Origin of the sequence: Clostridium saccharoperbutylacetonicum N1-4(HMT) (assembly GCF_000340885.1) — a bacterium.
GTDB lineage: Bacteria > Bacillota > Clostridia > Clostridiales > Clostridiaceae > Clostridium > Clostridium saccharoperbutylacetonicum.
In genome coordinates, this window is record NC_020291.1 from 5736099 (window position 1) to 5762500 (window position 26402).

Annotated in this window: 19 protein-coding genes and 2 rRNA genes (1 of these 21 only partly in view); 2 read left to right on the plus strand and 19 right to left on the minus strand. The window is 30.4% G+C overall.

Translation table 11 applies throughout. The features are described 5' to 3' along the window. Window positions 1–23: 23 nt before the first annotated feature. Window positions 24–1109 (minus strand): aspartate-semialdehyde dehydrogenase, encoded by a 1086-nt coding sequence (gene asd, locus CSPA_RS25210; RefSeq protein ID WP_015395245.1) that lies wholly within the window; start codon window positions 1107–1109, stop codon window positions 24–26. Window positions 1110–1230: 121 nt separating this feature from the next. Here asd and CSPA_RS25215 point away from each other — a divergent pair, with 121 nt between their 5' ends. Next, a complete protein-coding gene (locus tag CSPA_RS25215; protein ID WP_015395246.1) occupies window positions 1231–2127 on the plus strand; it encodes a LysR family transcriptional regulator in 897 nt (298 codons plus the stop codon). An 82-nt stretch (window positions 2128–2209) separates the two neighbouring features. On the opposite strand, the gene CSPA_RS25220 is transcribed toward CSPA_RS25215, so the two are convergent. The 11 genes from CSPA_RS25220 to rplU all read right to left on the minus strand — a co-directional run bounded on the left by CSPA_RS25220 (window position 2210) and on the right by rplU (window position 11791). Beyond that, a complete protein-coding gene (locus tag CSPA_RS25220) occupies window positions 2210–3979 on the minus strand; it encodes a sensor histidine kinase (protein ID WP_015395247.1) in 1770 nt (589 codons plus the stop codon). Continuing rightward, on the minus strand, window positions 3969–4676 hold the full coding sequence (locus CSPA_RS25225; RefSeq protein ID WP_015395248.1) for a response regulator transcription factor: 708 nt from the start codon (window positions 4674–4676) through the stop codon (window positions 3969–3971). The genes CSPA_RS25220 and CSPA_RS25225 overlap by 11 nt, the downstream gene beginning before the upstream one ends. A gap of 199 nt (window positions 4677–4875) precedes the next feature. Further along, window positions 4876–5778 carry an RluA family pseudouridine synthase gene (locus tag CSPA_RS25230; protein WP_015395249.1) on the minus strand — a complete coding sequence of 301 codons (903 nt, stop codon included), beginning with the start codon at window positions 5776–5778 and terminating at the stop codon, window positions 4876–4878. Window positions 5779–5809: 31 nt separating this feature from the next. Next, window positions 5810–7102: an LCP family protein gene (locus CSPA_RS25235; RefSeq protein WP_015395250.1), complete on the minus strand. Its 1293-nt coding sequence runs from the start codon at window positions 7100–7102 to the stop codon at window positions 5810–5812. 50 nt (window positions 7103–7152) lie between these two features. Then, a complete protein-coding gene (gene yqeK / locus CSPA_RS25240; protein WP_015395251.1) occupies window positions 7153–7731 on the minus strand; it encodes a bis(5'-nucleosyl)-tetraphosphatase (symmetrical) YqeK in 579 nt (192 codons plus the stop codon). A 157-nt stretch (window positions 7732–7888) separates the two neighbouring features. Continuing rightward, the gene (gene nadD, locus CSPA_RS25245) at window positions 7889–8506 is read right to left on the minus strand and encodes a nicotinate-nucleotide adenylyltransferase (RefSeq protein ID WP_015395252.1); all 618 of its coding nucleotides are present in this window, start codon (window positions 8504–8506) and stop codon (window positions 7889–7891) included. 155 nt (window positions 8507–8661) lie between these two features. Next, window positions 8662–8964 (minus strand): ribosome assembly RNA-binding protein YhbY, encoded by a 303-nt coding sequence (gene yhbY, locus CSPA_RS25250; RefSeq protein ID WP_015395253.1) that lies wholly within the window; start codon window positions 8962–8964, stop codon window positions 8662–8664. 196 nt (window positions 8965–9160) lie between these two features. Further along, on the minus strand, window positions 9161–10453 hold the full coding sequence (obgE, locus tag CSPA_RS25255) for a GTPase ObgE (protein ID WP_015395254.1): 1293 nt from the start codon (window positions 10451–10453) through the stop codon (window positions 9161–9163). Window positions 10454–10784: 331 nt separating this feature from the next. Next, on the minus strand, window positions 10785–11084 hold the full coding sequence (gene rpmA, locus CSPA_RS25260) for a 50S ribosomal protein L27 (RefSeq protein ID WP_015395255.1): 300 nt from the start codon (window positions 11082–11084) through the stop codon (window positions 10785–10787). A gap of 4 nt (window positions 11085–11088) precedes the next feature. Then, window positions 11089–11475 carry a ribosomal-processing cysteine protease Prp gene (locus CSPA_RS25265; protein WP_015395256.1) on the minus strand — a complete coding sequence of 129 codons (387 nt, stop codon included), beginning with the start codon at window positions 11473–11475 and terminating at the stop codon, window positions 11089–11091. Between the two features lie 4 nt (window positions 11476–11479). Continuing rightward, window positions 11480–11791, minus strand: coding sequence for a 50S ribosomal protein L21 (rplU, locus tag CSPA_RS25270; protein WP_015395257.1), 312 nt, complete (start codon window positions 11789–11791; stop codon window positions 11480–11482). A 457-nt stretch (window positions 11792–12248) separates the two neighbouring features. On the opposite strand from rplU, the gene CSPA_RS25275 reads away from it, so the two are divergent. Further along, window positions 12249–13187 carry a lysozyme inhibitor LprI family protein gene (locus CSPA_RS25275; RefSeq protein ID WP_015395258.1) on the plus strand — a complete coding sequence of 313 codons (939 nt, stop codon included), beginning with the start codon at window positions 12249–12251 and terminating at the stop codon, window positions 13185–13187. Window positions 13188–13829: 642 nt separating this feature from the next. Here the strand turns inward: CSPA_RS25275 and CSPA_RS25280 are convergent. From CSPA_RS25280 to CSPA_RS25310, 7 genes are all read right to left on the minus strand, one after another. Further along, the gene (locus tag CSPA_RS25280) at window positions 13830–15284 is read right to left on the minus strand and encodes an Rne/Rng family ribonuclease (protein ID WP_017810344.1); all 1455 of its coding nucleotides are present in this window, start codon (window positions 15282–15284) and stop codon (window positions 13830–13832) included. Between the two features lie 22 nt (window positions 15285–15306). Beyond that, complete coding sequence (locus tag CSPA_RS25285) at window positions 15307–16017, minus strand: TIGR03936 family radical SAM-associated protein (RefSeq protein ID WP_015395261.1); 711 nt, start codon at window positions 16015–16017, stop codon at window positions 15307–15309. After that, the gene (locus tag CSPA_RS25290; protein WP_015395262.1) at window positions 16001–17857 is read right to left on the minus strand and encodes a TIGR03960 family B12-binding radical SAM protein; all 1857 of its coding nucleotides are present in this window, start codon (window positions 17855–17857) and stop codon (window positions 16001–16003) included. The genes CSPA_RS25285 and CSPA_RS25290 overlap by 17 nt, the downstream gene beginning before the upstream one ends. 209 nt (window positions 17858–18066) lie before the next feature. Beyond that, window positions 18067–22290, minus strand: coding sequence for a DUF445 family protein (locus CSPA_RS25295; RefSeq protein ID WP_015395263.1), 4224 nt, complete (start codon window positions 22288–22290; stop codon window positions 18067–18069). Window positions 22291–22484: 194 nt separating this feature from the next. Then, window positions 22485–23375, minus strand: coding sequence for an AraC family transcriptional regulator (locus tag CSPA_RS25300; protein ID WP_015395264.1), 891 nt, complete (start codon window positions 23373–23375; stop codon window positions 22485–22487). A gap of 228 nt (window positions 23376–23603) precedes the next feature. Continuing rightward, window positions 23604–23720 (minus strand): 5S ribosomal RNA (gene rrf / locus CSPA_RS25305). Window positions 23721–23827: 107 nt separating this feature from the next. Further along, window positions 23828–26402, minus strand: a 23S ribosomal RNA gene (locus CSPA_RS25310) (it continues 335 nt past the right edge of the window).

Sequence of the window (26402 nt, forward strand, 5' to 3'; positions counted from 1 at the left end):
TCATTAATTGACAACTAATCACTTTATTTTGAAGTCAAATATCCACAAGCTGTTAAATATTCAGCAGATAAAACTCCTCCACCTGCTGCTCCTCTTAAGGTATTATGAGAAAGACATACAAACTTGTAATCAAATATCTTATCTTCTCTTAATCTTCCCATACATATTCCCATTCCATTTTCATAATCTCTATCTAAATTAGTTTGAGGTCTATTTTCCTCAGTAAAATATTTCAAAAACTTTTTAGGAGCACTTGGTAGATTTAAAACTACTTCTGGTGCTTTAAAATTTTCCCATAACTCTATTATTTTATCTTTTGAAGGCTTTTTCTTAAAGCTTACATAAACTGCTGCTAAATGCCCATTTGTTACTGGTACTCTTATGCATTGAGTTGTAATAATAGGATTTTTAGCATTTACAACTTTTCCATTTTCTATTTGTCCCCATATTTTTAATGGTTCATTTTCACTTTTTTCTTCTTCACCACCAATGAAAGGAATAACATTGTCCAAAATTTCTGGACATTCTTTAAATGTCTTTCCAGCACCGGAAATTGCTTGATAGGTGCAGGCAAGAATTGTTTGTGGTTCATATTCTATAAGAGCGTTTATTGGAGGCACATAACTTTGTATTGAACAATTAGGCTTTACTGCTATAAATCCTCTCTTAGTACCCAAACGCTTCTTCTGGCTTTCAATAATTCGTGCATGGTCACCATTAATTTCTGGAATCAACACTGGCACATCTTCAACATTTCTATTAGCTGAATTATTAGAAATAACAGGAGTTTCATACTTTGCATAGTCTTCTTCAAGTAATTTTGTATGCTCTTTATCTAATGAAATTGCACAAAAAACAAAATCAACCATATTACTGATTTCTTCAACTTCAAAGGCATCCTTTACTATCATGTTTTTATATTTTTCAGGCAAAGCAATATTCATCTTCCATCTGTTTTCAACCGCTTTTTCATAAGTTATCCCTGCTGAATTTTTACTTGCAGCAAGTACAGTTACTTCAAACCAAGGATGATTTTCCAATAGACACGCAAATCTCTGTCCAACCATACCTGTTGCTCCTATTATTCCAACCTTTAATTTCTTGTTCATTAAAAACACCCCTCAAAATTAATTTTGCTTATCACTTATAGATATGATATCATTTATACATATATTAGTAAAATTGATAATTTCTATTATTATAATCAATTTTTTTGATGGAGATGATTATATGGATTTTAAACAACTTAATGCCTTCTTGGCAATAAGCAAGTTTCAAAGTTTCACTAAAGCTGCTGAATCCTTAGGTTATGCTCAATCTAGTGTAACTACTCAAATTAAACTTCTAGAAAATGAACTTGAAGTAAAACTTTTTGAAAGAATAGGTAAAAACGTAACTCTAACACATGAAGGCAAAAAACTTTTGCCTTATGCAAAGCAAATGTTAAAATTATCAAATGATGTAAAAAATACTGTTTTCAACAAAGAAACTCCAAGTGGAACTTTAACTATTGGAGCTGCTGAATCTTTATGTGTATTGAGACTGCCTGAAATACTTAAAGAATATAAAAGACTTTATCCGGAAGTCGAAGTTTCCTTAAAATTCGGAAGTTGCTCAGATTTCAGGTATTTTTTAACTGACAATATCATTGATGTGGCATTTTCTTTAGGGATAAAAATAGATTCAGATGAGTTTATATCAGAAGTTGAAATTCCTGAACCCATGCTTTTATTAGCTTATCCAGGACATCCACTTATAAATAAGAAAGCAATATTACCAGCGGATATTGAAAATGAACCTCTTATCTTAACAGAAACAGGTTGTAGTTATAGAGCTGCTTTAGAAAATATCCTAACTAACTGCAATGTGAAACCAAACGTAGCATTAGAAACTGGCAGTGTGCAAGCTATTAAACAATTTACAATGAGTGGCCTTGGCATAACACTCCTTCCAAAGGTTGCAGTTGAAGATGAAATAAATAGTGGAAAGCTTATTCCATTAAATTGGTCAGGTCCAGATTTCCAAATAATTTCTCAAGTTCTTTACCATAAGGATAAATGGATTTCTCCTGCCTTAAGCGAATTTCTTAAGTTATCAAAAAATTTTATGGAATCTTATTTTAAATAAAAACGATCAAGAAAATAGTAGATCAATTCAATTTCAAACTACTATCTTCTTGATTTATTTTGCTTCAATAATGTTTTCTTAACTAAACACTAGAAAATTTGAACCAAAACTTTACTCCAATCTCTGAGTTTTCTAAACCATAACTTAAACTATGAAGCTGTAAAATATTTTTAACTATAGCTAATCCAATACCTGTTCTTCTTTCACTTCTATCCCTTGAGCTATCAGCTCTATAAAAAGTATCCCATATTAAATTTATTTTATCTTTTGGAATATGCTGACCTTCATTTTCAATATTAAAAGTATTATTATTTAATATTATACTTATTGTTTTGTTTTCTTCCGTATGATATACAGCATTAGAAATCAGATTATTTACAACTCTCTCTATAAGCATATAGTCAGCACTTAAATTATATACTTTATCTGCCGAATAATTTATATGAATGTTCTTCTCATCAAATATCTTTTCATGCTTTTTTAAAATTTCTTCTATCAGCTTATTTATACAAAACTCTTCTATTTTTAGCTCATATGCTTTAGCTTCCATTTTAGATAAATCCAGCATTTCTAAAACTATCTTATCCATCTTATAGGTTTCATCTATTATTACATCTAAATACTTGTCCCTTTTATCTTCTGCTATCTTTTCTTTAAGACCTTCTCCATAAGTCCTTATAATTCCCAGAGGAGTTTTTAATTCATGAGCTATAGCACTTGTAAGTTCTCGTCTATTTTTCTCTATCATTTCCTGCTTTTCATATGTCTTGTATAAAGCCTTTGTTAAAATTATTGTCATAGCGAGAACCATTATAAATGAAACTAAATACAATGGTATAGCTTTTGGAATTATATCCTCCCATGGGTAATAGTCTGCCTTTAATCCCAAATAATAATTATGATTATTAATGTTTAAGTTATTAATATAATCGTAATTAACTTTCCAGAATGTTTTATTAATATTATTCCTAACATTAAGATGTCCATTCTCATCAACTAGAGCTTTTATTTCCGCTCCTTTTGGCTCTTTTAAATTGTTATATCTTTGAAAAATTTTCTTATATAAATCACTGCTATTTGCTGTATTATAAATATCACTATTATAATGAATCTCCCAATTAGGATTAAAATAATCACTTATATCTACTTTTTTTAATCCCTGTACTCCTTCTACATTAAAATTATATGTTTTAATTTTTTCTCCATTTTCTATCCCTTCATCTGCAGTTACTGGACCATCATTGCTTCCTTTATAAATCTCTAACACTTCTGGTATAATTTCAGTCCCATTAATATACCCCTGACCTTTAATAAAATATCCTTGAGAATTATTTGGGTTTTGATATTTGAATAATTCTATTTCTTCATCCTCTGAAAAATACTTATCTAAATCAATATATCTACTTACATAACAATGATCGCTCTTAGATTTTTCAATTTCTTCTCTTCCTATCCACAACAAATTTCTTGAATCAGCTATTATATTAAAATCTTCATTATATAAATCCGTTCTAGAAAACATCTCCTTACTAAAACCTGATGTAAAATGTGATACTTCTCCATTTATTATAGCTAGATTATTTATATCTTTATTTAAAGCATTTTCACTTTTTCCATCATTCCACCAAAGTCCATTTCTATTTTCTGATAATCTTTCATATTCAATATTATTTATATTATCAGATATTCTATCTTGCAAAACACTTTGCATATACGCAAATTTTGTATTATTTTCATCTACTTTCGATTTATAGTATATTCCAGTAAACACGATTGCAACAATAAAGTAAAACGTAAAAAACATAAGAGCTGTCTTTAAAAATATACTTTTAAATGCCTTTTTAGTTTTCATCCTTCCTCACCTCAAATTTATATCCAACTTTTATGATCGTATGTAAATGATGTGCACTTTCTCCCAATGCCCTTCTTAGCTTTTTAATATGTGTATCCAGTACTCTATCATTTCCATCAAAATCATATCCCCAAAACTTAATTAATAGCTGTTCCCTTTCTATAATCCTATTTTTATTCACAATGAAATAATAAAGTAAATCATATTCCATCTTAGGAAGCGAGATTTCTTCGTTATCTACATAAACTCTATGAGTTTTGCATTCCAAACAAATCTCATCTGCATAAAGCTTGTCCTCTAACATTATTCCTTTTGATCTTTTAATCAAAGAAATGCATTTAGCATACAATACCTTTAATGAGAATGGTTTAGTAATATAATCATCAGCTCCTAGTTTATAGCCATAAAGATTGTCATCTTCATCACTTTTTGCTGTGATAAAAATAATAGGTATATCACTGCTATTTAAAGAACCTTCCAACTTCTCTTTTCGAATTCTTTCACAAACTGAAAAACCATCTAGCTTAGGCATCATAATATCTAGTAACACTAAATCAAAACTCTCACTTTCCATTACTTCCAAAGCTTCAATTCCATCATTTGCACAAACCACCTCACATTCTTTTATTTCAAAATAGTCTTTGATTATCTCTTGCATCCTTTTTTCATCTTCCACCAATAGAATCTTATAAGCCAATTTGTTTCCCCCTTCCTCTTACATGATAATAGTGCTATGTGTATTTTTTCTGTCCTCTATAAAAAAATCACATTATTCATTTGAACAATGTGACTTTTGATTCTTTACAATTTAAAAATAAGGCAATTGTGCCTAATGTTTAATATTAAAAATTTTGTATCTTTCATAGATAATAACTAACATAGAACTATTATATTATCTATCTTAATTTGCTAATCAATTCTTTCATATCCTCTGGAAGTTCTGCTCTAAGTGCCAGTTCTTCTCCACTTCTTGGTGATTTGAAGTTTAAGCCATATGCATGTAATGCCTGCCTCTTAATTAAATCTCCTTCATTATCTCCATCTCCATATAACACATCCCCATATATAGAGTGTCCTAAATGGCCTAAATGAACTCTTATCTGATGAGTTCTTCCAGTTTCAAGCTTGCATTCCACTAAGCTTGCAGCTTTAAATTCTTCTACAACTTTATAGTGAGTTATGCTTCTTTGACCTCTTTCATCTATAACCCTGCGAGTCCCCATTTCAATTCCTTCTGGTTTATATATAGGGAGATCAATTGTCCCTTGCTTTTCTTTCATTATTCCATGGACTATTGCTAAATATCTTTTCTCCACTTTATTTTCAGTCATCTCTTTTGATAACATTCCATGAGAAAATTGATTTTTTGCAATAATTATAAGACCTGAAGTATTCATATCTAATCTAGAAACTAGTCGAACTATATAGTTTTGGCCACTTTCCATAAAATAATTAATAACTCCATTAGCAAGCGTTCCACTTTGATAGCTTTTTGTAGGATGAACCACCATAAAAGGCTTCTTATTAACCACCAATATATCTTCATCTTCATACACTATATCTATATCCATTTTTTCTGGAGCTATATCTTGACTTTCATCTTTTGCTAAATCAATTTTTATTATTTCTCCAGGATTTAGCACTCTATTCATCTTTACAACTTTATCATTAACAAATATCTTTTGATTAATAGATGCACTTCTAATTAATCTTGTAGATAATCCAAGTTCTGTTTTTAAATATTCTCTTATTTTAGTTCCTTGTTCTATTTTATCAACATGCTTTTCTAAAATACTCATTCAGCTTATCTGCTCCTTGCATAATTTTTACTTAATTATTTTTCTTTCCTAAAACTATAATCACATCGTAATCATTATATTCAGCCTTGTTTTCCTTCTTATCAACTTCATTAATGTTTAAAACTTGCTTTATTTCATTTACATTTTCGCTATCATTTGAAAGTACAACGCTTTTTTCACTTGCTTCGCCATTTCCAGTATCAACCTTTGTATATCCAGCATTCTTTAACTTTTCTGCCGCCTTAGCAGCTAAACCACTAGTTTTAGTTCCATTTATTATTTTTATCTTAATATCACTCTTTGATTCACTTGAAGTTAAATTCTTTAAAGATGATGGTACTTCTGATGATGCAAGTGATGATAATAAACTTTTATTTGCATTCTTATCAAAAATCAAATATGATTGTCCATTTAGAGTCTTTGGTGTTCCTGCAATTGTACTCATTATCACATTATCTTTTTTTAACCCCATAAATTTAGTACCATAGCTTAACACCTCAAAAGATGACATATTAGTTTCTACATTATTACCTATCGCTGACATTATGCCTGGCATTCTGAATATTATTAGAGGACTTGTACACTTACTAACAACGCTTGATATAAATTTATGCTGATTTTCTATTCTATCTAAATCACCATTGGCAAATCCACTTCCATCATTATTCTTTCTCCACCTAAAGAATTCTTCTGCTTTCTTTCCATCTAAATGAGCTGTTTCTCCTGCTTTAAAATTAATATGTAAATTTTGAGCTTCATCATCATAAATCATATTTCTATCAATTTCCATATCAACCCCTCCAATGGCATCAATAATTTCATCAAAGGCATTGTAATCAATTTTAACCATATAATTTATATTTACATTCAATATGTTTTCGACTTCTGATTTAATCTTTTGATACCCTCCAATTTCATAAGCCGCATTTATTTTAGCATTTTTGCCATTTACATTTATTAAAGTATCTCTTGGAATTGATACAATATGTAAGGTTTTATTTTGTGGATTATAATTAGCAACCATTATAGTATCTGTCCGCTTGTCTCCTTGATTATCAACCTGCTTTACGTTTCCTATATCTGTTCCTAAAATCAAAATATTTACTGGTTTATCTGATGCTGCCTTTGTACTGCTTGGCATTGATTTACTACCAATCTTCATTAGTGCATATGCACCTGACAGCATTGAGAATATAATAAATGTTATTATAAGTGATATTACTCCAAGAGCTATTTTTTCTTTTACTGACACAGAATCATTGTCTTTTCTAAATATATTTAAAAACCATAAAATTTTATTTTTACTTTTCTGTCTTCTCCTCATATTTTCACCTCTTGAAACACATTATGACTAACATAATATAGTATTTCACTCTATGCTTTGACATTGCTATTAAATAAGAAATAATTTCTTGCCTTTATAGTATTGTCATCTATTAATAGGTTACTTACTAACAAAACCTTTAAACTTCCATTTAATCCAGCATAAACGCCTTTATCTAAATCTTCAAAAGTAACTTTTCTAAGTTCTTCTACTCCTTCAAACTTCCTGCCTGGTTCAATCATATCTGCTATGTATATAATTTTAGTTAAGGTTGACATATTTTCTTTTCCTGTAGTATGCCATCTTATTGCATCTAAAATTTCTTCATCTTCAATTTTCAACTTATCTTTTGCTTCTATGTGAGCTATTATACTATGCCATAAGCTAGGATTATTCTCTTCTATTTTTGATAAAATAATTCCATTCTGTTCTATTATATTTTTCATTTTTTCTATAGATAAATTTTTTGCAACATCATGTGCAAGACCTGCAATTTCAGCTTTTTCTTCAGAAACGCCATTTAATTTTGCTAATTTTTTTGCTGTCTCTGCTACTCCTAAAGTATGAATATAACGTTTCTCCATTAAATTTTCCTTAAGATATATTTTCATTTCTTCTATAGATAACAAATGCCTCTCCTCCTATATCTAGTAATTTAATTAAATATATATTCCAATTATAAATGATTGGCGATTTCCTTCAGAAATCCTTAAGTCTTTAACATTTTTACAATATAAATATCTTAATAATTTCTTTCTCACTGTTATTTACGCCATTAAAATATTCTTATTTGGTATATAAACTATTTTCTGAAATAATATCCATTACCTTTTTAGGTACAAAAAAATCAATTCTCTTATTTTGACTTACTCTTTCTCTTATTTCTGTTGAAGATATTTCTAATTTATTAAGCTCCAAATAAATTATCTTTTTATTAAATTTATCTTCTATTATTTTTTTTCTATTTACTATTTCTGTTTGACTCATGCTTTCCCTTGAAAATACAACAAGAGTTGCCAATGAAAATATTTTTTCAACCTCTTTCCATTCCTCAATATTAAGCAGACAATCAGCTCCTGTTATAAAAAACAATTCACTTTCTTCATCTTCATTAATACTTTTTTTCTTAAAATATTCTAGGGTTTCATAAGTAAAACTAATTCCACCTTTATCTATTTCATATTTAGAAACAGAAAAATTATCAAAAGGCTCTATAGCAGCTTTAACCATATCATATCTCAATTCTGAATCTGTAACTATATTATTAAGTTTAAATGGTTGTTTTCCTGCTGGCATAAAAATAACTTCATCTAAATCTAATTGTTCTTTAGCTTCATAAGCTATATATAAATGTGCATAATGAATAGGATCAAATGTCCCACCTATTATACCATAACGTTTCATAAGCTTTCCTCCAAAAGTTAATTCATTTTTAGATTAAATTTCCTTTTTCATTATATCATGAAGGACTTAAAATATTATTTATATTATCTTAAATTTTAAAAAAGAAGCTATTTTTATCTAGCTTCTTTTATTAGTTGTTCCCAACAATATTAAATTTATTTAGTTGGTAATTCAATTTTTCTTTTTTTAAGATTACTTGATTGCTTATATAAAACTATTTTATTTCCAATTGCTTGAATTCCTTCACATTTAATTGCTTTACAAATCATATCTGAAGTTTCTCTAGTATCTAAGCCACTATTTTCTAGAACTTTTATTTTTATTAATTCTCTAGCTTCTAATGCCTGCTTAAGTTGTATTAAAAAGTTTTCTTCAACACCATTTTTACCAATTTGAAATATAGGTGTTAAATTATTAGCCAAGCCTCTTAAATAAGCTCTTTGTTTTCCTGTTATCATTTTTATGTTCCTCCTAAATTCTTTCTCAACATATTATGTTGTATTAATTTAATTATCCCAGGGGGTTTGAGACAGTTATGAGTTTTGAGTTATGAGTTCAGAGTTGTGGATGAAATTACTTCGTAATTTCTAAATTATATTTTTGAAACGCCTTAGGCGTTTCTACCATGACTCCTAACTCTTAACTCTTAACTGACTAAAGTACGTATTCAAATTCAAAGTCGTTTAATCTTACCATATCTCCATCTTTAATTCCCATTTCTCTAAGTTCATCAAAGATACCTTTATTTCTAAGAACTTTATGGAAATATCTTAATGAGTCAGCATCATTTACATTAACAGCGCTTAATAATCTGTCTACAAATGTACCTTCAACTACGTAAACATCATAACCTTCTTCTGCATTGTTTTCAACGGTAATCTCATAAGTAAATCTCTTTTCTTCTGGGATATACATTTCATCTTCTGCAATTTCTAATTCTTTAACTGGAATTTCTTTAAGCATTCTTGCTGCTTCTTTCATTACAGCTTCAACACCTTCATTTGTAGCTGCTGACATTTTAAACACTTTATCAAAGCCCATTTCTTGAACTTTCTTTTTAAAGTCTTCAAATACGCTTTCATCATAAAGCATATCACTCTTATTAGCTACTACTATTTGTGGTCTATCCCAAAGCTTAACAGAGTACTTTTTCAATTCTTCATTGATCTTTACAAAGTCTTCAAAAGGTTCTCTTCCTTCAATTCCTGAAATATCAACTACATGAATTAAAAGTCTTGTTCTTTCAATATGTCTTAAAAATTGTATTCCAAGACCAACACCTTCTGCTGCTCCTTCTATTATTCCTGGAATATCTGCCATTACAAATGGTTCAATGCCATTTACAGCAACTACTCCTAAATTAGGATTTAATGTTGTGAAGTGGTAATTTGCAATCTTTGGTTTTGCCTTTGTTGTCATAGAAAGAAATGTTGATTTTCCAACGTTAGGGAAGCCTAAAAGTCCAACGTCAGCAAGTAACTTTAATTCTAATACTATGTTTAATTCGTCTCCTGGCATTCCTGGTTCAGCATAATGAGGTGCTTGCTTTGTAGGTGTAGCAAATTTAACATTACCCTTTCCACCTTTTCCACCTCTAAGTAGAACTAATTCTTGACCTTTATGAGAAAGGTCTGCAATTATTTTATTGCTTTCAGCTTCTCTTATGATAGTTCCCATTGGTACTTTAATGTAAAGACTTTGACCATCTTTACCATAGCACTTTTGGCCTCCACCATTTTCACCTGGTTCTGCAATAAATCTCTTTTTATATTTAAAATCCATCAATGTAGTTATACCTGTCTCAACTTGGAAAATTATGCTTCCGCCTTTTCCTCCATCACCACCATCAGGACCGCCTAATGGTACATATTTTTCTCTTCTAAATGAAATAGCACCATCGCCGCCTTTTCCTGATTTAACAAAAACCTTGGCTTTATCTATAAACATATATAATCACCTTTCTTTATATATTTTTCCTATTAATAATTACTACAATAATTAAAGTCTTCCTAATCACAATATAATATATTCTCTCTACAACGTAATATATATTCCAATTATCATTGTTCAATTATCAATCAATAAAGAACCCCTTCAGGATTTCTTGAATTGAGATGTATAATCTTAATTAGAACTTATATATCAAAAAATTAATTATTATGTAAATACGCTTCTAATAATCATTGTATAACTTTTTTATATGTATAATATTATATCTCATTATATCATATCATATAAAAAAGCACTCTTAAATTAAGAGTGCTTTATTTCTTAATAATTATTCAGCTATTGCTTCAACGTCTACTGGGTAAACACTTGCTTTCTTCTTATCTCTACCAAGTCTTTCGAATTTAACAATTCCATCGATCTTAGCAAATAAAGTATCATCTTTACCTCTTCCAACATTTTCACCTGGGTGGATCTTAGTTCCTCTTTGTCTATAAAGAATGTTTCCAGCTAGAACAAATTCTCCATCAGCAGATTTAGCTCCTAATCTCTTAGATTCAGAGTCTCTACCATTCTTAGAACTACCAACCCCTTTTTTATGAGCGAATAATTGAAGGTTCATAATTAGCATGTGACTACACCTCCTCTTTCATTAAAGTTATATATTCTCTACGTCTTTTGCATCCAAAAGTTTCATCCAAACTTAAAATAACACTTTCCAAGCTTTTTTCAAAAGTTTTTAGTAAAACTTGCGCTTGTTCTATTTCTTCTTGATTAAAATCTTGAAGATCTAGTTTTAAGTATCCATCACTGATTTCATATGTTGAATTAAGCATTAAAACTTCATCCAAACCAATAACCACACTTTGAGAAAGTACTGATACAGAATTGCATACCATATCAAACGCCTCACCTACTAATGCAACATCATTTTGAAAGTCACGATCAGCTGGCATAGCATGATTATCTATTATAAAACCAACAATATTATCTTTGTGTTGATTAATTTTGACACTAATCATAATATTAAGCTTCGATTTTTTCGATTACTAGCTTAGTGTAAGGTTGTCTATGTCCATTTTTTCTTCTATAGTCTTTTTTAGACTTATACTTGAAAACTATAACCTTCTTTGCCTTACCTTGTGCTGCAACCTTAGCTACAACTTTAGCTCCTTCAACAACTGGTGTACCAACTTTGATACCTTCTTCAGTTCCTACAGCTAAAACTTCATTTAATTCTACTGTTGAGTCAACATCAGCGCTTAATTTTTCAACGTATATTACGTCTCCTTCTTGAACTCTGTATTGTTTTCCTCCTGTTGCTAATACTGCGTACATTAAAACACCTCCTCATAACGGTCTCGCCACTTTTGGTACAAAGATTTAACTTTGTTCTCTAAAAAAACCTTACGTGTGCGGTTCACAAAATCCAGTTTACCACATTTCTTTCATTGTGTAAAGAAGAAATCATATATTATTTTTTAGCCAATTAATAGCGTTACAATAAGAAATCCTTTATCCTGCAGATTTATTTTTTATAATTAACATATTATCGTCGTGAAAAAACAAAAAAGAGAAACCTCATAAGCGCTATATTAAATTTAGATGATATATCTAACATCATACACGAGTTAATTCTTTCATATATGAGTTATAATATAACATATGAGGATTTAGAGGCAATAAAAAGTAATGCGTTTAATAAAGAAGAAAAATCCTTGATAATATTTTACTTTTTTAATTATACTTATATGAATTATAAATAAACAGAGTATTCTGAAGGAGAATAATAATAATGAAATATAAAAAAACTGTAATTATTGTCTCAATAGTATTATCACTTAATACATTAGTTGGATGCACTAGTAATAATACTAAAATAGCTCAAAATAATTCAGATAAAGTAGAACAAAATGAGCAAGTAACTGGCAGCACAAGTAATACTGAGTCATCATTACCAACAACAGCAGATAAAATAGATGGTAGACGTGAAGAATTTCTAGGAAGATTAGATTTCATACAAAAGCAATTAGATAATTTACCAGAAAAGAAAGCTTCAGATGAAGGAATAACAAATGCTATGCGAAGTTATTATGGTGAAGCCTATGAAAAGTATGATGAAGCATTAAATGAAATTTATAATTTATTAAAAGAGCAATTACCTCAAAACACAATGAAAAATCTACAAGGCGAAGAAACTAAGTGGATAAATCAAAAAGAAGCTTCAGCAAATAAATCAGCATCAGATTATAAAGGTGGAACATTTGAACTTGTTGCATACAATTCATCTTTATACCAGTCAACCAAAGATAGATGTTACGAATTAGTGAATAATTACATGACAGATTCAAAGATTAAAATAAATGCTAATAAGCAAGACTATAAGAATAAATTAGATAGCATAGAAAAAGAAATACAGTCATCTCAAGAATATAAAAATGCAGAGTCTGGTGTAACTCATGATATGTTAGTCCTAACAGATAAGGAATATAATGAATGGGATAAAGAATTAAATGAAATCTATGATTTATTAAGACAAGAATTATCATCTGATGAAATGAAAAGATTAAACAAAGAAGAAACTCTATGGATAGCACAAAAAGAAAATAGGGCTAAAAAATCTGAAGAATTACAAGGCGTTGGAAGCCAACTAGGAAAAATAGAATACCAAGCATCTTTGTCGCATTCAACTCAAAGCAGATGTTATGAATTGGTATATAGATATATGAAATAATTAAAAATTAGAGCATTCAATATTAACAGATATTAAGCAATTACCAACTTACAAAAAAGTAGCACATATTTTTGTAAGTTGGTAATTGCTTACAAATTATGTGCTAAAAATCTATATTATAAATATAATTAAAATTTAAATTATTTAATATCATTTGTTTGATTTTGATTTAATCTCAGTCATATTTTGCTGAGTTGTATCTGTATCGTAGAAAGCATTACAAGCAACTAATACAAGACATAAAAGAATAACTATACCTAACATATTTATTCCTCCCTTAATTATATACTTGTTTATATATATATTATAACACCGTTGATGTAAACGTTGTATCTTTTTTAAAAAATTTTGCAAAAAAAATTTGGAGCTGTATTAATAACTCCTTTTTATAAATGATCCTAATTGCAGCATAGCTGCTCTTTTTAAAGAGATGATCCTAATTGCAGCAGAGCTGCTCTTTTTAAAGGTGTGTATCTTTTTTTAAAAATTTTTGCAAAAAAATTGGAGCTGTATTAACAACTCCTTTTTATAAATGATCCTAATTGCAGAATAGTTCTGTATCGCAGCATAGCTGCTCTTTTTATATGTGCATAGCTGCTCTTTTTTAAGAAATGATCTTAATTGCAGCATAGCTGCTCTTTTTTAATGTGTGTATTTTTCAATAACAGAAACTTTATAATCTTTTAAATTATCTTTTTGACCTTGGAAGATTAACGGTTCAATCTTATATCCTTCTATATTATCTACATAAGTTAAATATATTTCTTTATCTAAAGCTTCTATTTCTTTAATAAAATTAAACATATCTTCATTAACTCTATCTTTATAAAGATTATCTAATTCTATATGAAAGCAGCCTATAGAATTTTCTTCTTTCATTCTTACTATGTCATTTTTAATTAAACCAGCAATATACGATAACTTTAAAATCATTCCTCTTCCCTTACACAAGGTACACTTTTCTTCCATATACTCATATACACTTTTTCCTTGTCTTTTTCTTGCGATTTGAACTAGATCCAATTGGGTAAAAGGAAATATCTTTATATTACCCTTATCTGATTTTAAACTTTCCTTAAGCGCATCCATTACAATATCTTTTTGACTTTTATCCCTCATATCAATAAAATCTATAACTATAATTCCACTTAAATTTCTAAGTCGTATTTGCTTTCCTATTTCTTTAGCCGCTTCTAAATTAGTTTCTAAAATTGTTTTATTAAAATTTCTTTCCTTTATATTCTTTCCTGTATTAATGTCAATTACATACATAGCTTCTGTTTTATCTATTACTATGTATCCTCCACAAGGTAGATTCACTTTATTGTGTCTTAATTTTAATAATTCCTTTTCTAATCCATAGAAGTCAAAAAGATTTCTAAAATTATCATGTTTTTCTAATTTGATATTTTCTTTCCCTCTTACAAACATTTCTATTTTTTCAAAGTCAATATCAGTATCTACATAAATTTTAGTAGTCTCATTTTTATCTGAATTGTTTAATATCTTTATTAAACTTAAGTCTTCTCCATAAAGTTTTTTCTGACCTAGAGAATGCTTCATTTTATTATCTATATTTTCAAATTCCTTATAAAGCTTATTTATTTCATCATTAAGCTCTACTAAATCTACATTTATGCCTTCAGTTCTTATTGTTATACTAGCATTTTCTAAAGGTTTAATGTTGTTTAAAATAATATTCTTTTTTTCATTATCTTCTATTCTTTTAGAAAAATTTATTCCTTTTTCATAGCAATTTAATACAACATATTTCCCGGGAATTGAAACTTTCGAAGTTAATTTAGCACCTTTATCATTAATAGGTTCTTTAATTACTTCAACTAATATTTCTTCACCTTTCTTGATACCTTTAGCTTTTAATTCTTCACTATAATACATGTAACCTTCTTTATCTAATCCAATATCCACAAAAATAGAATTTATAGCTGGGAGAATATTTTTTATTTTTCCTTTATAAATCTCACCAATTATTGGCTCATTATTATTTTCCTCAACAATACTTTCAATCAATTCATTATTAGATTTAATAGCTATTCTTAAAATCTTTTCTCTTCTCTCAATAAAAATTTCTTTCACTCTTAAACACCAGCCTTTCAGTTTACAGTGAGCTCTTAACTGAACTAAGTGGAGCAAGTTTATCATTTTTATAGAAATACATTTCTTCTCTTTTTATATTAATAAAAGAATCTAACATAGCATTTGATGTTTTTTCTTGAATATAACTTACTAGTAAATCTGCACTTAAGTGTTCTCTACTTCCTGTGCTTAATACTACATTTAAAACTAAATACTCATCTTTTATCCAAAAGCTTATTTCCTTAACAAAAGCTCTTATATCAACTTCTTTTTCGCCTTTTTTAGTTTTCTTTATTGTTATCCATTCTTTAACTTCTAATAACTTATTCATTTCTTCTTCTAATTTAGTATTATCCGAATACTTAACTTTTATAATATATCTAGCTGCATCAATTAATGCCATAGCTTGTGGCACTTTCTTTTCTCCTTCTTTGTAAGAAATTGCAGTAGCACTTATATACTTTATTCCACTTGGTGCTGTTTCATTTAATTTATCTATAATTTCTTTTTCATCCACTTCAGTTGTAAGCACCATATCCATATATTCACCATTTGAATATACTCCTACAGATAATGGTTGTGCTATTGAAGTATTCATATGTGGATTAAAACCTTGTGAATATTCTATGGGTAGTCCTGCTCTTCTAATATTTTTTTGAATAGTTTTAAGCACATCTAAATGTGATATGAACTTAATATTTTCTTCTTTAGTAAATTTAGTTAAGTATCGCACCTTCAAAACACTTCCCATCTTTAAAGTTTACATCGAATCCACAACCTGTACAGCCTTCTCTACAGTTTTGTGTTAATTCAACTTTTTTAGCCTTTTCATTTTCTATTTCTAAATATTTTCTATTAACTCCAATATCAATGAAATCCCAAGGCAATACTTCATCATAGCTTCTTTCTCTATATGCATAGAAATCAGGACTTAAATTACATTCTTCCATTGATTCCATCCATATATCGAATTTGAAATATTGATTCCAACCATCAAATCTTGCACCTTTTTCAAATGCTTTTATTAATACATCACATAATCTTCTGTCTCCTCTTGCGAAGACAGATTCCATTACTGATGTCTTTTGCTCATGATAATTATAAACTATACACTTAGACTTAATTGAAGCTTTAACCGCCTTAATCTTTTCAGTAACATCTTCAAACTTAGCCATTGGTGCCCATTGGAATGGAGTAAATGGTTTAGGTATTAGTATTGATGTACTAACTGTAAGTCTTAGCCCTTTATTATTATTTACCTTATTAGGAACTTGCTTATATGTATATACAATTTTTTCTGCTAATTCTCCAATGCCTTTGCAGTCTTCTAACTCTTCATATGGAAGACCAACCATAAAGTAAAGCTTTAAAGTCTTCCAACCTGCTTCAAATGCACTTGAAGCCGCTTCTAAAATTTTTTCTTCTGTAAGCCCTTTATTTATTATGTCTCTCATTCTTTGAGATCCAGCTTCTGGAGCAAAAGTTAATCCAGTTTTTCTTACCTTTTGAATATCTTTAAGTAAGTCAACTGAAAAAGCATCAACTCTAATTGAAGGAAGTGCTATACCAACCCTATTATCTTCATGTTCATTTATTAAATCTGTTATTAAACCTTTTATATCTGAATAGTCACAAGTACTTAAAGATGAAAGAGAAATTTCTTCATATCCAGTGCTCTTAACTAATTTTCTTGCAAGTTCTTTTAAATCTTCTCTGGATTTTTCTCTAACTGGTCTATAAATCATACCTGCTTGGCAGAATCTACATCCATTTGTACATCCTCTAAATAATTCTAATACTACTCTATCATGTACAATTTCAGTATAAGGAACTATTATTTCTGTAGGAAAATCTACCTTAGTATAGTTATTAATAATTCTCTTTCTTACAGTCTTCGGAACATCTTCATACTTTGGCTTAAATTCTTTTATTGTATTATCTTCATTATAAATAACATCATATAATGAAGGCACATATATCCCTTGAATTTTAGATATTTCTCTTAAGAATTCTTTCTTATTCCATTTATCTTTATAATTCTTATAAACCTCTAAAACATCGTCCATCATTTCTTCACCTTCACCAATTTCAAAGAAATCAACGATGTCATAAAGTGGCTCTGGATTATATGCACAAGGTCCTCCAGCCATAACTAAAGGTTCATCTTCTCCTCTTTCTGATGCTCTTAAGGTAACCCCTGATAAGTCAAGCATATTTAAAATGTTTGTATAGCTCATTTCATATTGAAGAGTGAACCCTAAAATATCAAATTCTTTTAAAGAATCTTTAGTCTCCAATGTAAATAATGGGATATTATTTTTTCTCATTTGCTCTTCCATATCTGGCCATGGTGCAAATGCTCTTTCACAATATGTATCTTGTCTTTGATTTATAGTATGATAAAGTATTCTGCTCCCTAAATGAGACATTCCAACTTCATAAACGTCTGGAAAGCAAAATGCAAATCTTATGTCAACTTCTTTTGGGTCTTTAACAACTTCATTTAATTCCCCACCTGTATATCTACTTGGCTTTTCAACCTTAAATAAGATATCGTCTGAAATTTTGTTCATCAGTAAATTTCCTCCTTAATAATAAAGGAAGTATAAAACTAATTGTTATACTTCCTTATTTACTCTCACTATTCTAACACAATTAATTGTTATTGTGAATTTCTTCGTTGAAATTCTTAGTTATTTTAGTCAGTTTACAGTTAGTGTAGAAATTCCTTTAAGAATATCTACACTAACTTAATTCAAGAAAAGCCAGAGGCTTTTCATCCTCAGCTCTTAACTCCTAACTCCTTCACACTGCTGTGCTTAATATCAAGCGCCAATAAAATTATTGAAAGCCATACATTAATTCCAAATACAAAACCGAATACTCCATAAAGCTTAAGTTTATAGAAAAGATCTCCAGCAAAAGAATTAAACAATACATCAATTTCTTTTGGGTTAAGTAAATCCATTTGTCTAAGTGTTATATCCCTTAGATCAACTTCCTGCACTACTGGTATAATGTGTTCATTTGTTGAATATAAACCTATTTCTATTGTCTTATTTAATAAATAATCCTTAGTTTCATCTGAAATAAAATCAAAGCCATCATCTACTGCATTATTGATAATTTGATTAATAATAAGCATATTTCTTTCCTTAATTTCATTATTGCCAAAAATATTTTTAATAACATTATTAATATCCTTATTTAATAAATCCATATTAACGAACTCTTCAATTGATAATTTTGAAATTGTATTTTTATGAATATTTTCTAGAAGTCTATTTAGATACTTCTTAGTTTCTTTACTTAAAGTAACTAAATTTAAAATGTTACCCATACTTTTTTCAATTTCTATTGCTTTTATTTCATTAAAAATTATGGAATTATCACAGTTTAATAATGGTACAATAATTTCTTCCTTTAAAAATCCACTTAATTCTTTCGATAATACTGTATTATTATTTTTAATATTATTGTAAATATCCTCTTCGATAATTCTAAATTCATTATTAAATTTATTATATATTAATTCTAAACTATTTAAATTGCATGGCTTAAGGTAATCAACAATAGGTGTTGAACTTATAGACTCTAGTATTAGTTTTACACCCCTACTAATATATTCTTTTGATTCAATATTTCTATTTAGCTTATCAGAAATATTATCCATTATTATAGCTATATTAAAATCATCCGCTTTAATTTTTAAACTACTCATTTTCACAAGATATATACTGTTTTTAAATGCAGCCTTTGCTACCTCTACCATACTATCAGTTTCATACTTAAACATTATTGGTAGTTTTTCACTCAATATTATTTCTACAACTCTTCCTGCTATTTCATCTCCACCAAAACTTGCATAAGCTATCTTTTCAAAGAAATTTAATCCATCTTTAATTGTTTCTTGAACCTCTAGTGTGATTTCAAATTTATATTTTTGTAAATAAGTTAATACTTTATTGGAAGCTAAATTAGTTAATGGATATAAATTGTCCTCGATTAAAGTTTTTATTTTCCCATCAAACATTGATCCAATATCCTTATTTCCATCTAATTCGTTAGATAAAAATTCTTTTACTGAACTAGCTGCTTGATATTTAAAATCATTATAAAAGTAGTTACAAACTTTTTCAGACATCTGATTTTTAATATTAACTAATAATTCTTTATCAAAAATTTCTTCACAGGATTTTTCAATAGTTGTATTATATTTATCTTCATATTGTTCATAAATATATTGTTTTACAAAACTTAGATTTCCAACAGCTTCAATTTTCTCATTAATAACTTTTGAAGTTTCACCTTCAACATATTCATCTAATTGAGAAACAAGTGCCTTTGGTATAAGAATATTTACTTTATTATTAGAAGATATTTTATTTTGTACTAACTTAACTAAATCATCTTTCAACTTAATTATATTATTAATTACCTTCTCTGATAAATCAAAAACACTTTCTTCTTTTAAGATTTTATTAACTTTAACCTCACCCAATAATTTCGATAGTTTTCTTGATAAATCTGAATTTTCATCACTATATTTTAATATTTTTTTGTAAACATAATTTGTTATAGATGATTTTTTATTTCTAACATACTCAATTAATATTTGGTAACCATTGTTTTTAACCAAATGCATTAATGAAGTTTGGATCTTATGCTTTTGTAATTCAAAAGTCTTATTGATCTCTTCTTTATTTAATAATTGCTCATCTATCAATTTTGCCATACCAAGTGCAAATTCATTTTTATGTGCTGGAATATATCCTGTAGCAAAATTCTTTATAAATGGCATTTTAGCTGCTATCTTGTTTTCTTTATATGGATGGAATATCATCCACAAAGCAATAACATTTGTAATAATACCAATAAAGGCCATAACCCCACAAGATATTAATCCATCTACAATATTATTAGGGAATCCAAAGTTTCCTAATGTACTTATAGGATATATTAATTGCCACACTACTCCTACTATTACCCCTAAAAATGCTCCAAAAACAGAAAGAGGTTTTAGCTGATTTCCCATAAAATCTTGAACTATATCACAAATTTCATCTTCATTGTATTTATTTAAATTATTCTTAACAAATTCTTTAATCTTTCCATCAACTAATCCTGGCAACTTATTAATCAATAGTGGATAACCTTCATTGATTAATATATCTGATAATTGTTTTTTAGTGAAATTCATATTAACAAATTGTTTTAATTCATAGTTTTTATAATTATCCACAGTTTTGCTCATAAGCCCTATAGACTTATCCACAATAAACCCAGAGATATCCACTTTATACTCCTTAAGCTTTAATGATAAATCTACTTTTTTAACTTCAGACCTTATATAATCACTAATTTGTCTTTCAATAATACTATTATCAGTATTTATGTATTTGTGAGTTAATTTCCCAATGTCTTTAGAATAGTTTTTAACAGAATCCTCTGATATTAGATTACTCAACTTAGTATTAAAGATTTTATCTATTTTTGAATTAACGAAATTATCAATTAAATAATTTAATTTTTCTGCTATATTGTTTTTATTATCAAATATGTTTTTGTATAATGTTGGTTTAAACTTTTCATTAAATAATTTCACTAAATCTACATTGAAAACTTTATGTATCTTTTTAGTAAATTGCAATTTTATTATTTTACCTATTAACTTTTCACCATGTAATTCAAATTCCTTTATAATAAACTTCACTAATTTATCTAAATCAATTAAATTTTTATTTTCAAGATTAATAATAATATCTTTAACTTTTGTTTCCTTTAAATATGCTATTATGTAATCAGCTAATTTACTATAGGATTCCTCATTAAAATTATTATTAAGATAATCAATAACTTTACTTACAATATTATTCTTTGACGAGATATCCCCCATAAGTGCAGTTCTAACTTTTGATATAATGAGTTTCTTTATATTCTCATCAACACCTTGAATAGCTTCATCAATAGCTTCTTCAATCATTTCATCTAGATTATCCTTATTGCTAGAAATCCATTCTGAAATGTATGGCATAACTTTAGGAATTATTATTCTTATGAATTCTGTAAGAGATTCTTCAATTTCACTTGGAAGTATTTCATATAAAGTAAATTCTATATCTTTACCAATTAGTATTATGTCATTTGTTAAACTTTCTAATAAGTTTTTCCCATTCTCAGATTTAATAAATTCATTAATTTTCTTAAATAAACTTACTGAAAACTCCTTTTCATCAGATTTATTAAAAATTTGATTGAGTTCATAATCTCCTATTAATCCCTGTACTTTTATAAGAGTTAAATCAACATTTGCACTTAAAAGAAGCTTATCAACAAACATTTTACATTTTTCTTCATTGTTTAAAATATTCTCTTTTATAATAGACTTAACTTCATTAATAATATTTGTAGTAAGTTTTTCCTGCATATCATCTGAAAAAACATTAGAAAGTGTTATGTCTTCATTTTCTTTATAAAGACTATATAGAAAGTCATCTACAGAACTATTAGTTTCAATTTCCTCTGTTAATAAATCATAACAAGCTTCTGCTATTTTAGAAACTTGCTCATCAGTTATAATATTGTCTAACTTAATGTTGTTAGCAATATTATCAAGTATCTCTGGTATGAATAAATTAAGATTTTTTATAGCAAACTCTTCACTTTTAGCTACAGTAGTACTAAAACCAGGTATTTCACTAATTTTAATGTTTTCAAGATTACTTTTTAACCCTTTTTCAAAAACAGTTTCTGCTATCTTTTCAATATATGTATTAAAATTTTTGCTTGAGATTTGTGCTTTTAATGTCTGAGAATTTATCACATCTCTTTCAACTAATTCACTCATCTCTTCTATAAATTTTTCTTTTTTCTTTTTAATTACTCCACCTAACTTTAATGGTGTATATTCCTTAAAAAGCATATCTACTGCATATTTATTTGTAATATATCCTGAGACTCCACCTGAAATCCCTTGAAATATCAACAAAAAAATTGATGTCAACATTTGTACTAATCTCCTTTTACTTAAAAGTATTTTTAAATATATCTTATACTCCACAATACACGCTTAATTTGGTGAATGTGACTTATCTCTATCAATTTAACCACATTACATTTAAAAAATCAATTTTCGATTACTTTTCTGTATGCCTAAAATAAGACCCAAGCTTTTGCCTGAGTCTTACCTAAATCAATTTTCTATTTTTTTACTACTGGTATCCACACTTCTGAATAGCATCTATCTTTACCTAAAGAATAATATAATTCAAGTTCTGGACCTTCTGCATGCTCATATCCTGAATTGGGAAACCATTCTGGAAAAATACGCTTCCATATATCTTGAATCTTTTCAGTAGTTTCTTCTTCTTTATGCTCTTCAGTTTTAAATATAGCCCAAGTTAATGCAGGTACAGAAATTGAAGTGAACTCTTCTGGAACTTCTGCATCTCCCTTAAAATCAATTGCACCTATCATATAAGGAAAAGTATCTGTATCAGTACAACGATAGCACATTATTGCATTCACACTGCATAATCCTTGAATTTGTCCTTTTGGAGCTGCATCCTCTAAACGCTTGTATGTCCCATTTTCAAAAGATTCACTCCACATCCTAGGTATTCTAACAAGATTATTTCCTCCTGTAGTATCAATTATCTCTTCTACTCCAAATACCTTAAACGAATCCTTTTCTTCAATTTTATAATTCATTTCTACATCTCCTTTTATTGAAATATGAAAGGACATTCTTGGATAAGCTTTTAGTTGAATTCCTTTTTCTCGTGCTAAACTAGGAGTAACTCCATGCATATTTTGAAAAGCTCTACTAAAAGATTCTGGAGATTCATATCCATACTTTACAGCTAGATCAATCACTTTTATTTTACTATTCTGAAGCTCAAAAGCAGCCAAAGTCAACCTTCTTCGTCTCACATATTCTGCCATTGTAACATCAGTAATAAAAGAAAACATTCTCTGAAAATGATAGGATGAACAGCAGGCAATTTTTGCTATTTTGCTATAATCAATATCCTCTGTGAGATTATCTTCAATATAGTTCATAGCACCATTTATTCTTTGAAGCCAATCCATTTATCTCCCTCCCTTTTAATATAAGGATATCAAAATATAAATCATATTACCCTACATTTTTTGCTCTTATATGTAAGTATTATATCTATACTTTCCTCATAACTCATAACTCATAACTCATAACTCATAACTCATAACTCATAACTCATAACTCATAACTCATAACTCATATAATTATACCTTTTTTAACACAAAAAAAGATAGCCTAAACGACTATCTTTTTATCTTACCTCGCAACGTCCTACTCTGCCACACAGTCTCCCATGCAGTACCATCGGCGCTATAGACCTTAACTTTCCTGTTCGGAATGGGAAGGAGTGTTACCTCTATGCCATCACCACGAGATCTTATACAGTTAACAGTTTACAATTCACAGTTAACAGTTTTTGAAAGAGATTGTTCTTTCAAAATTGCACATAGTTTTTTAATGTATTGTTTTACAACTTAACTTATTGGTCAAGCCCTCGACCTATTAGTATCAGTCAGCTAAATATGTTACCACACTTACACCTCTGACCTATCAACCTTGTAGTCTTCAAGGGGTCTTACTAGCTTATGCTATGGGAAATCTCATCTTGAGGGGGGCTTCACACTTAGATGCTTTCAGCGTTTATCCCTTCCCGACTTAGCTACCCAGCTATGCTTCTGGCGAAACAACTGGTACACCATAGGTCAGTCCATCCCGGTCCTCTCGTACTAAGGACAGCTCCTCTCAAATTTCCTACGCCCGCGACGGATAGGGACCGAACTGTCTCACGACGTTCTGAACCCAGCTCGCGTGCCGCTTTAATGGGCGAACAGCCCAACCCTTGGGACCTACTTCAGCCCCAGGATGCGACGAGCCGACATCGAGGTGCCAAACCTCCCCGTCGATGTGAACTCTTGGGGGAGATCAGCCTGTTATCCCCGAGGTAGCTTTTATCCGTTGAGCGATGGCCCTCCCACGAGGTACCACCGGATCACTAAGCCCGACTTTCGTCCCTGCTCCACTTGTAGGTGTCGCAGTCAGGCTCCCTTCTGCCTTTGCACTCTTCGAACGATTTCCGACCGTTCTGAGGGAACCTTTGGGCGCCTCCGTTACATTTTAGGAGGCGACCGCCCCAGTCAAACTGCCCACCTAACAATGTCCTGTCACCAGTTTCATGGCATCCAGTTAGAACTTCAATACTATCAGGGTGGTATCCCAACAACGACTCCACTAAAGCTGACGCCCTAGTTTCCCAGTCTCCCACCTATCCTGTACAGACAATACCGAAATTCAATGCTAAGCTACAGTAAAGCTCTACGGGGTCTTTCCGTCCAATCGCGGGTAGCGAGCATCTTCACTCGCACTACAACTTCGCCGGATTTGCAGTTGAGACAGTGCACAAGTCATTACGCCATTCGTGCGGGTCAGAACTTACCTGACAAGGAATTTCGCTACCTTAGGACCGTTATAGTTACGGCCGCCGTTTACTGGGGCTTAAGTTCATACCTTCGCATTACTGCTAAGTATTCCCCTTAACCTTCCAGCACCGGGCAGGCGTCAGCCCCTATACATCAGCTTTCGCTTTAGCAGAGACCTGTGTTTTTGTTAAACAGTTGCTTGTGCCTATTCTCTGCGACCTGCTTTCGCAGGCACCCCTTCTCCCGAAGTTACGGGGTCAATTTGCCTAGTTCCTTAACTGCAATTCTTCCGTCGGCCTTAGGATTCTCTCCTCATCTACCTGTGTCGGTTTGCGGTACGGGCACTACTTCTCTCTCTAGATGCTTTTCTTGGAAGCATGGAATCAGATACTTCGGTTCCGTGGAACCTTCCCCATCACGCCTCAGAATTGTTGGAACGGATTTGCCAATTCCAACTCCCTAAACGCTTAGACTAGCATCCAATAGCTAGCACATCCTATCCTTCTCCGTCACACCCTCGATATTAACGATGATAGTGGTATTGGAATATCAACCAATTGTCCATCGACTACGCCTTTCGGCCTCGCCTTAGGTCCCGACTAACCCTGAGAAGACAAACTTTACTCAGGAAACCTTAGATATTCGGCCTGTAGGATTCTCACCTACATCTCGCTACTAATGCCAACATTCTCACTCGTAATCAGTCCACCGCTCCTTTCGGTACGACTTCAGCCCGATTACGACGCTCCTCTACCGCTCACGTATAAACGTGAACCCGTAGCTTCGGTGGTAAGTTTGAGCCCCGGACATTTTCGGCGCAGGATCTCTTGACTAGTGAGCTATTACGCACTCTTTTAATGAGTGGCTGCTTCTAAGCCAACATCCTAGTTGTCTTAGAAATCCCACATCCTTTTCCACTTAACTTACACTTTGGGACCTTAGCTGACGATCTGGGCTGTTTCCCTTTTGACCATGGAACTTATCTTTCACAGTCTGACTGCCGGACTGATAGTATATGGCATTCGGAGTTTGATAAGGTTCGGTAAGCGCTATGCCCCCTAGCCTATTCAGTGCTCTACCTCCACTACTCACATTTTCCGACGCTAGCCCTAAAGCTATTTCGAGGAGAACCAGCTATATCCGAGTTCGATTGGAATTTCTCCGCTATCCACAGCTCATCCCATGCTTTTTCAACAGCAACGTGGTTCGGTCCTCCACGAGGTTTTACCCTCGCTTCAACCTGGCCATGGATAGGTCACCCGGTTTCGGGTCTACAGCATGCAACTAATCGCCCTATTAAGACTCGGTTTCCCTTCGGCTCCGTACCTTAAGTACTTAACCTCGCTACATACCGTAACTCGTTGGCTCGTTCTACAAAAAGCACATCATCACACACGTAAGGTGCTCTGATCGGTTGTAGGCATATGGTTTCAGGTTCTATTTCACTCCCCTCCCGGGGTTCTTTTCACCTTTCCCTCACGGTACTGCTTCACTATCGGTCATCAGGTAGTATTTAGCCTTGGGAGGTGGTCCTCCCTGCTTCCCACAAGGTTTCACGTGTCTCGTGGTACTCTGGTGCAGAACTGTTCATTATTATTTTCACCTACAGGACTATTACCCCCTATGGTCCAACTTTCCAGT